The sequence below is a fragment of the Terriglobia bacterium genome, assembly GCA_020073205.1.
Lineage (GTDB): Bacteria > Acidobacteriota > Polarisedimenticolia > Polarisedimenticolales > JAIQFR01 > JAIQFR01.
On record JAIQFR010000055.1, the window covers coordinates 18,531 to 27,641 of the forward strand.

Here is a 9,111-nt window from a genome sequence, read left to right on the forward strand (position 1 = left end):
CCGCTCGGGAGTTGTAGACGAATGGCCCTGAAGAAGTCCGAGCTCTACTCCTCCCTCTGGGCCAGCTGCGACGAACTGCGCGGCGGCATGGATGCCAGCCAGTACAAGGACTACGTCCTCGTCCTGCTCTTCATCAAGTACGTCAGCGACAAGTACGCCGGTCAGCCTTACGCGCCAATCACGATTCCGCCCGGCGCCAGCTTCAAGGACATGGTCGCGCTCAAGGGCAAGAGCGACATCGGCGACCAAATCAATAAGAAAATCATCGCCCCGCTGGCCAACGCCAACAAGCTCTCGGATTTCCCGGACTTCAACGACGCCGCCAAGCTCGGCAGCGGCAAGGAGATGGTGGACCGGCTCACCAACCTCATCGCCATCTTCGAGAACCCGGCCCTCGATTTCTCCAAGAACCGAGCCGAGGGCGACGACATCCTGGGCGACGCCTACGAGTACTTGATGCGGCACTTCGCCACCGAGAGTGGCAAAAGCAAAGGCCAGTTCTACACCCCGGCCGAGGTCAGCCGCATCATGGCGCAGATTCTCGGCATCCGTACCGCGAAGACCAGCGCCGCCACTACCGTCTACGACCCCACTTGCGGCTCGGGCTCGTTGCTCCTGAAGGTTGGCGACGCGGCCGGCACCGCCGTCACGCTCTACGGACAGGAAAAGGACGCCGCCACCAGCGGCCTCGCGCGGATGAACATGATCCTGCACAACAACCCGACCGCACTCGTCGTGCAGGGCAACACGCTGGCTGATCCCAAGTTCAAGGACGGCGACACCCTGAAGACCTTCGACTACGTCGTCGCCAATCCGCCCTTCTCTGACAAGCGCTGGAGCACCGGCCTTAATCCGCTGGACGACCCCTTCGAACGCTTCAAGCCCTTCGGCACGCCGCCCGCCAGGCAGGGCGACTACGCCTACCTGCTGCACATCGTCCGCTCCCTAAAGAGCACCGGTAGGGGTGCGTGCATCCTGCCGCACGGCGTGCTGTTCAGGGGCAACGCCGAGGCGGACATCCGCCGCTCCCTGGTGCGCAAGGGCTACATCAAGGGCATCATCGGCCTGCCCGCCAACCTCTTCTACGGCACCGGCATCCCCGCCTGCATTGTGGTCCTCGACAAGAAGGACTCCCACGCTCGTAAGGGCATCTTCATGATTGACGCCAGCGGCGGTTTCATGAAGGACGGCCCCAAGAACCGCCTACGCGCCCAGGACATCCACAAGATTGTGGATGTCTTCAACAAGCGGCTGGAACTCCCAAAGTACTCTCGTGTGGTCTCCGTCGAGGAAATTGAGAAGAACGACTTCAACCTCAACCTGCCGCGCTACATCGACAGTCAGACACCCGAGGACTTTCAGGACATCACGGGCCACCTGCAGGGCGGCCTCCCCGTCGTAGATGTCGATGCCTTGGAGCGCTACTGGACCGTTTGCCCGAATCTCCGGCGGTCCTTGTTCAAAGAGACCCGGCCTGGCTACCTCGACCTTGGCGTGGAGAAGTCGGCCATCAAGTCCGCCATCTACGAGCACCCCGAGTTCACGACCTTCATCGGCGGCATGAACGCCCACTTCGCCGTATGGCGCCAGGCGAGCGCCCCGACGCTCAAGGCCTTGGAGGCAGGCTGTCATCCCAAGGAGGTCATCGCGGCGCTTGCCGAGGGCCTGCTTACCCACTACGCCGGCAAGCCGCTCATCGACCCGTATGACATCTATCAGCACCTGATGGACTATTGGGCCGAGACCATGCAGGACGACTGCTACCTGATTGCCGACGACGGCTGGAAGGCCGAGACCACCCGCATCATCGAGAAGGACAAGAAGGGCAAGGAGAGGGATAAGGGATGGACCTGCGACCTCATCCCCAAGGCCCTCATCGTCGCCCGCTACTTCGCCAAGGAGCAGGCGGCCGTCGAGAAACTCGCTGGCGAACTTGAGGGCGTCACCGCCTGCCTCACCGAGATGGAAGAAGAATACGGCATCGAGGATGGGGCGTTCGCCGACCTTGAGAAGGTAAACAAAGCGAACGTCGCCGCCCGGCTGAAGGAGATAGAAGGCGACAAGGACGCGAAAGACGAAGCCGCTGTGCTGAACGACTGGCAGAAGCTCAACACCGAAGAGGCCGACCTCAAGAAACGCCTCAAGGAGGCCGAGGTCGCGCTCGACGCCCAAGCCTACGCTAAGTATCCGAAGCTCACCGAGTCCGACGTCAAGACGCTGGTGGTGGACGACAAGTGGCTCGCGGCGCTCGATGCCGCCATCCACGGCGAGATGGACCGCGTAAGCCAGCAGCTTACCCATCGCGTGAAGGAGCTGGCCGAGCGCTACGAGACTCCGCTGCCGAAGATGGTCGGCCGTGTGGCCGAGCTGGAAGCCAAGGTGAACCGCCACCTGAAGAGGATGGGGTTCACATGGAAGTGAAGGCCGGCTATAAGCAGACCGAGGTGGGGGTAGTTCCGGAAGATTGGGAGGTAAGACCTGTCGGCACAATGGGCGATGTCCGAGCGGGTAAGGCGTTGGCCGCAAGGGGAGCGGGCCAGCAAAGGCCCTATCTCCGCACGAAAAACGTATTCGACGGTCGAATCAATCTGAATGATGTGCTTCGGATGCCGATGACGGAAGCCGACTTTTCACGATATCGCCTCCGACACGGTGACGTTTTGCTGAACGAGGGACAGAGCCTTGAGCTGGTTGGCAGATGTGCAATATACGAGGACGAGTACCCCGAGCCCTGTGCTATCCAGAATCAGCTCGTTCGCTTTCGGGCGCGAGTTGGCGTCTCAGCAGGCTTTGCTGCTCAATTGTTCAGACATTGCCAGAAGAGCGGTGTATTCACCAGAATTGCCCTGCAAACCACCTCTGTAGCGCACCTAGGTGTGAGTCGGTTCCATAGGCTGCAACTGGCGTGGCCTCCTCAAGAGGCCGAGCAAGACGCTATTGCCGAGGCGTTGAGCGACGCGGATGCCCTCATCGAGTCCCTTGAGCAACTTCTCAAGAAGAAACGCCAACTCCAGCAAGGCGCTATGCAGAACTTGCTAACGGGCAAGAAGCGTCTGCCGGGGTTCGAAACCAACCCCGGCTTCAAGCAGACCGAGGTGGGGGCGATTCCGGAAGACTGGGAGGCGAAGAGCCTTGGGGATATCGGCGAATCCTTAATTGGTCTCACCTACAAGCCTACCGACGTCCGGTCCGACGGCATTCTCGTACTCCGGTCCTCGAACATTCAAGAGGGTTCTCTCTGTTTCGATGACAACGTATTCGTCGACATGGAGGTGCCCGAGAGAATCATGGTCAGAGTCGGGGACATTCTCATTTGCGTTCGCAACGGAAGTCGTGAACTCATTGGCAAGTGCGCTCTGCTCGATGAGCATGCCAAGGGCATGACGTTCGGTGCCTTCATGGCCGTCTTTCGGACTCCTGCCTACCGATTTGTTCATCACCAGTTCCAGTCCGCCGTACTCAAGAGGCAGATCCACGAACACCTAGGCGCGACAATCAACCAGATCACCAACAAGAGCCTCAACTCGTTCTCTATTCCCCTTCCACGGCAAAAGGCCGAGCAAGAGGCCATCGCCGAGGCGTTGAGCGACATGGACGGGGAAATCGCCGCGCTGGAGTCGCAGCTCAAGAAAGCCCGCGCGCTCAAACAGGGCATGCTGCAGGAGGTGCTGACCGGGAGGATTCGGCTGGTATGAGCACCGTCGGCCAACCCGAACGTGCCACGCAGAACCGGGTCATCGCCCTGTTCCGCGATGAACTGGGCTACCGCTACCTCGGCGACTGGACCGACCGTAACAGCAACAGCAACGTCGAGGAAGGTCCGCTCTCGGCATGGCTGGCCAAGAGCGGATACGCGGCGGTGCAAATCAGCGTCGCCCTCCACAAGCTTCGCACCGAGGCGGACAGCCACAGTCGCACGCTCTACGGCAACAACCAGGCCGTCTACAAACTGGTGCGTTACGGCGTGCCCGTGAAGGCCGAGGCGGGCCAGGTGACGGAGACGGTTCACCTCTTCAACTGGCAGGAGCCCGAAAAGAACGACTTCGCCATCGCCGAGGAGGTGACGCTGAGGGGGAACCATGACCGGCGGCCAGACATCGTGCTTTATGTGAATGGCATCGCCGTCGGCGTGCTGGAGCTGAAGAATAGTCGTGTGAGCATCGGCGAAGGCATTCGGCAGAACCTTTCGAACCAACAGCCGGAATTCAACGCCTGGTTCTTCAGCACGGTGCAGCTCATCTTCGCCGGCAACGATTCCGAGGGATTGCAGTACGGCACCATCGGAACGCCGGAGAAGTACTTCCTGAAGTGGAAGGAGGACGAGGCGGACGACAGCCGCTTCAAGCTGGACAAGTACCTGCTCAAGATGTGCCGCAAAGACCGGCTGCTGGAGCTGATGCACGACTTCGTACTCTTCGACGGCGGAGTGAAGAAGCTGCCGCGAGTGCACCAGTACTTCGCCATTAAGGCCGCGCAGGAGCATGCGCGCGAGAAGAAGGGCGGCATCATCTGGCACACGCAGGGGAGCGGCAAGAGCATCGTGATGGTGCTGCTGGCGAAGTGGCTCCTGGAGAACAACCCCAACGCCCGCGTCGCCATCATCACCGACCGCGACGAGCTGGACAAGCAGATCGAGCGCGTCTTCACGGAGGCTGGTGAGGCAATCAAGCGGACGGGAAGCGGTCGCGAGCTGATGAGTCTGCTCGGCCAGGCCACGCCGCGTCTCCTCTGCTCACTGGTCCACAAGTTCGGCCGCAAGGACGTGGACGACTTCGACGCCTTCATCAAGGAGATGGAAGCCCATCCGAGCCCGACGGTGGGCGAGGTGTTCGTGTTCGTGGACGAGTGCCACCGCACGCACGACAAGGGTGGGAAGCTGCACCGGGTGATGAAGGCCATGATGCCCAACGCGATATTCATTGGCTTCACCGGAACGCCTTTGCTCGCGAGGGACAGGGCGACGAGCCTGGAGGTCTTCGGCGGCTACATTCACACCTACAAGTTCAGCGAGGGCGTGGAGGACGGGGTCGTGCTCGACCTCGTCTACGAAGCGCGGGACATCGACCAGCGGCTCGGCTCTGAGGACAAGATAGATGCCTGGTTCGAGGCTAAGACCAAGGGGCTGAACGACTGGCAGAAGGACGAGCTGAAGAAGCAGTGGGGCACGATGCAGCACGTGCTCAGCTCCAAGTCACGGATGGAGCGGGTGGTAAGCGACATCGTTTTCGACTTCAGCGTGAAGCCGCGCCTTTCCAGTGAGCGGGGCAACGCCATCCTGGTGGCCTCCAGCATCTTCGATGCGTGCAAGTACTTCGAACTCTTGCAGAAGACGCCCTTCAAGGGTAGATGCGCGGTGGTGACGTCTTACAACCCGCTGGCACGAGACGTCACGCTGGAGGAAACCGGCGCTAACACGGAGACCGACAGGCAGTTCATCTACAACACCTACAACGAGTTGCTGAAGGAAGTCGAAGCCAGGCCGGGAATGACCAAGACGGAAACCTACGAGGAGCGCGCCAAGGCACTGTTCACCAAGGAGCCGGCGAACATGAAGCTGCTGGTGGTGGTGGACAAGCTGCTCACCGGCTTCGACGCGCCCCCTTGCACCTATCTCTACATTGACAAGTCCATGCAGGACCATGGCCTGTTCCAGGCCATCTGCCGCGTCAATCGCCTGGACGGCGAGGACAAGGACTTCGGCTACATCGTCGACTACAAGGACCTGTTCAGGAAGGTGGAGAATGCGATCGCGGTCTACACCTCCGAGCTGGACCGCAGCACGGGCGGCGTGGACCCGGAAGTGCTGCTACAGGACCGGCTCAATAAGGGCAGGGAGCGGCTCGATATCGCGCTGGAGGCCGCCGCCCTGCTGTGCGAGCCGGTCGATCCGCCCAAGGGGGAGCTGGAGTACATCCACTACTTCTGCGGAAACACGGAGATACCGGCCGACCTGAAGGAACGGGAGCCGCAGCGTGTGGCGTTCTACAAGGCGACCGTCGCCTTGGTGCGGGCGTACGCCAACATCGCGGACGAACTGGAGTCCGCCGGGTACGACGTCGCCGACATCAGCCGTATCAAGAAGCAGCTCGACACCGACCTGAACGTGCGCGAGATCATCCGCAAGGCAAGTGGCGAATCGCTCGACCTCAAGGCCTACGAGGCCGACATGCGCCACCTCATCGACACCTACATCGAGGCGGACGAGCCGCGGAAGATCTCCCCTTTCGACAAGATGGGTTTGCTGGAGCTGATCGTGAAGACCGGCATCGCCGATGCCATCACATCGCAGCTCGGTGCCTTGAGGGGAAACCAGAGCGCCATCGCCGAGACGATCGAGAACAACGTCCGCCGCAAGATCATCAAGGAGCAACTGAGTGACCCGGCATACTACGAGAAGATGTCGGCGCTGCTCGACGAGATAATCACGGCCCGAAAGGCCAAGGCCATCGAGTACGAGGAATACCTGAAACGCATCGCGGACTTGGCGAGGAGGGTCGAAGCCGGGGTCGCGGAAGACGCGCCCGAGCAGTTGAAGAGAAGCCCGGCGCTCCGGGCGCTTTACAACAACCTGAAGGTGGCGGAGCCGACACCAGCGCGGGGGGCCGACCCGAAGGAACCTCGCCCCCAGTACGCGGTCGCCGGCGACTCGCGGCTGCGACTGGCCCTCACGATCGACGCGGCCGTCAAGCGCGTGCGGCCGGATGGATGGCGCGGAGTCCAGGCGCGCGAGCAAGTCATCAAGGCTGCCTTGTACGAGATCCTGCACGACAAGGCGGAGGTGGAGCGTATCTTCGTGCTCATCAAGGCGCAAGGCGAGTACTGATGCGGTCGCGAATCATGCTCGGCGACATTGCGGTGGACGTGTTCCTGAAGGACATCAAGAACGTCCACCTTGGCGTCTATCCCCCAGCGGGTCGGGTGCGCATTTCGGCTCCCAAACGCATGAGCATCGACACCCTTCGCGTGTTCGCCATTTCGAAGCTGGATTGGATAAGACGACAGCAGACGAGGCTCAGGGCACAAGAGCGCGAGACGCCTCGCGACTATCTCGACAGGGAGAGCCACTACGTGTGGGGGAAGCGCTACCTGCTCGCGGTTTCCGAGATCGATGAGCCCCCCGGCATCGAGCTGAAGCACAGCCGCATGCTCCTACGGGTGCGACCGCGGACATCTGCGGCCCATCGGGAAGCCCTCGTTGATCAGTGGTACCGGGAGCAGGTCAAGGCGGCCGTGCCGCCGCTGCTGGGCCGATGGGCGTCGCGGCTCGGCGTGCGGGTGGAGCGGTTCTACGTACAGCGAATGAGGACCAAGTGGGGGAGCTGCAACCGAAGGGCGCGGACGATCCGCCTCAACACGGAGCTCGCCAAGAAGCCGCGCGAATGCCTCGAGTACGTCGTGGTGCACGAGCTCGTCCACCTGCTAGAACGTCACCACAACGACCGATTCCGCGCCTGCATGGACCAGTTTCTACCGCAGTGGCGCCTTCATCGGGATGAACTGAATCGTCGGCCATTGGCGAATGAGGAGTGGATGTACTGAAACGATTGAGTGCATGACCCGAGTGTCCGGCAGCACTCGGATGCGGCGAGCGAAGGCAGGTGCGAGTCAGACGCGGGCGGCCGGAAAGCCGATTGGCAAGCGCCGAGTCTAAGACGAGGAACGACACCTCATAGCGAAATGTAGCCCCTGGTAATCCAGCACCTTGAGATCATATCCCGGGAAACCCTGGTTACGTCCCATCGGCTCATTCGTCTGGCATTCTGGTCGCTGAGGTTTCTTGGTCTTAGCTGCAAGAAAGCCCCGAGCCGCCCCAAGAAGCGGCAAGTGTGCGCCGCTGGTCTCGAAATAGAAAGGTACACGATGATGAGAATTCTGTTGCTCGCGGTCTTGCTTCTGACTGTGGCTTGCGGAACCGTCACACCGCCAATTGACATTGCGCCGGATGCCTGGATATCTTATGACCACAAGACATCTTACTTCGTCAGCGATGCCGGGGCGGATTCCGTTCGCCTCACTGTGAAGTATGCTTCGTTCACTTTCTTGGACAAGTCGGCCGAGCTTCTTCCCGTTGCGAAGTCCGTCTTCCAGAGAATCTCGAACGAGCTGGCGGAAAAACGGGGCACGGTACGAGCGGTCTATGACTCCTCGAAGTTCTACGAATCCGTGGCTTACAACGGCGTAAGCGGAGTCTCCACGGCGCTTGTTTCTAACGAACTGACATTCTCGGCCAAAGCTGACTCTTCGGGTACGCCAACGAGCGCTATCGAACCTGTCGAGATCGTCCAGAAACTGGAGGCCCTGAAGAAAGCCTTAGACAGTGGGTTGATTACAAAGGAAGAGTACGAGCGCAAGAAGAAGGAGATTCTGGAGCGATACTGACGACCGTGACGATCGAGGCCCCCGTTCTCTCGCGAAGCGCCGTCTCGCGGATCGTCCGCCCGGCCGCTGGAGAGCCCGGCTCGACGAGGAACGATTCGGTCGTTTCCGCCGCCAGCAGCGCGGTGATTCTCGTGAGGGTCTCTCCCGTCGAATCGCTCCCCCGCAAGAACTCGCACCCCTCGCTCCGCAGGATCCGCTCCTGATTGCGGACGACGTTCGTCGGGATGTGGAGGAGGTTGAGGACGCGGGCGAGGAGAGCGCATACCCCCCGACGTTTTGTCCACCGACGCTGCTGAGCAGCTTCCGAGGAGTCCTGATAATCTGGATAAAAATGTTGACACTTGTGAATAAGTGATGTATGTTCTATCCAGTGATGAAGAAATCTCCTGGAAAAAGGAGGGTGATCGCGGCCTTCCGCCATGCCGGCGGGATGCTGCGGACCGCGAAGGCCCTGGGGGCCGGCGTGCATCCACGCGACCTTTACGCCCTGCGGGACGCCGGGGTTGTCGATCGCGTCAGCCGTGGGATCTACCGTCTGGCCGAACTTCCGCCCCTGGCCGAGCCCGACCTCGTCACCGTGGCCTCCCGCATCCCCAAGGCCGTGATTGCGCTCGTGTCCGCGCTCGACTTTCACGGGATTACGACAGAGATTCCCCACGAGGTGAGCATCGCCCTCCCGCGCGGAACGGCTCGGCCCCGGCTCGAGTGGCCGCCGCTCCGCATCTATCGCTT

At 61.1% G+C, this 9,111-nt stretch carries 6 protein-coding genes; all 6 read left to right on the top strand.

The window, feature by feature from the left end; translation table 11 throughout:
- Positions 1–21 precede the first annotated feature (21 nt).
- Complete coding sequence (locus tag LAO51_12425) at positions 22–2,421, top strand: type I restriction-modification system subunit M (GenBank protein MBZ5639543.1); 2,400 nt, start codon at positions 22–24, stop codon at positions 2,419–2,421.
- On the top strand, positions 2,412–3,695 hold the full coding sequence (locus LAO51_12430) for a restriction endonuclease subunit S (protein ID MBZ5639544.1): 1,284 nt from the start codon (positions 2,412–2,414) through the stop codon (positions 3,693–3,695). The genes LAO51_12425 and LAO51_12430 overlap by 10 nt, the downstream gene beginning before the upstream one ends.
- The gene (locus LAO51_12435; protein ID MBZ5639545.1) at positions 3,692–6,823 is read left to right on the top strand and encodes an HsdR family type I site-specific deoxyribonuclease; all 3,132 of its coding nucleotides are present in this window, start codon (positions 3,692–3,694) and stop codon (positions 6,821–6,823) included. Before LAO51_12430 ends, LAO51_12435 begins: the two co-directional genes overlap by 4 nt.
- On the top strand, positions 6,823–7,539 hold the full coding sequence (locus LAO51_12440) for a M48 family metallopeptidase (GenBank protein MBZ5639546.1): 717 nt from the start codon (positions 6,823–6,825) through the stop codon (positions 7,537–7,539). Before LAO51_12435 ends, LAO51_12440 begins: the two co-directional genes overlap by 1 nt.
- 321 nt (positions 7,540–7,860) lie before the next feature.
- On the top strand, positions 7,861–8,379 hold the full coding sequence (locus LAO51_12445; GenBank protein ID MBZ5639547.1) for an SHOCT domain-containing protein: 519 nt from the start codon (positions 7,861–7,863) through the stop codon (positions 8,377–8,379).
- 358 nt (positions 8,380–8,737) lie between these two features.
- A partial coding sequence (locus tag LAO51_12450) for a type IV toxin-antitoxin system AbiEi family antitoxin domain-containing protein (GenBank protein ID MBZ5639548.1) occupies positions 8,738–9,111 on the top strand: 374 nt, incomplete at its 3' end.

Coding starts and splice junctions, on each gene's coding strand:
- LAO51_12425 (MBZ5639543.1), top strand. CDS start 22: ATGGCCCTGAAGAAGTCCGAGCTCTACTCCTCCCTCTGGGCCAGCTGC.
- LAO51_12430 (MBZ5639544.1), top strand. CDS start 2,412: ATGGAAGTGAAGGCCGGCTATAAGCAGACCGAGGTGGGGGTAGTTCCG.
- LAO51_12435 (MBZ5639545.1), top strand. CDS start 3,692: ATGAGCACCGTCGGCCAACCCGAACGTGCCACGCAGAACCGGGTCATC.
- LAO51_12440 (MBZ5639546.1), top strand. CDS start 6,823: ATGCGGTCGCGAATCATGCTCGGCGACATTGCGGTGGACGTGTTCCTG.
- LAO51_12445 (MBZ5639547.1), top strand. CDS start 7,861: ATGATGAGAATTCTGTTGCTCGCGGTCTTGCTTCTGACTGTGGCTTGC.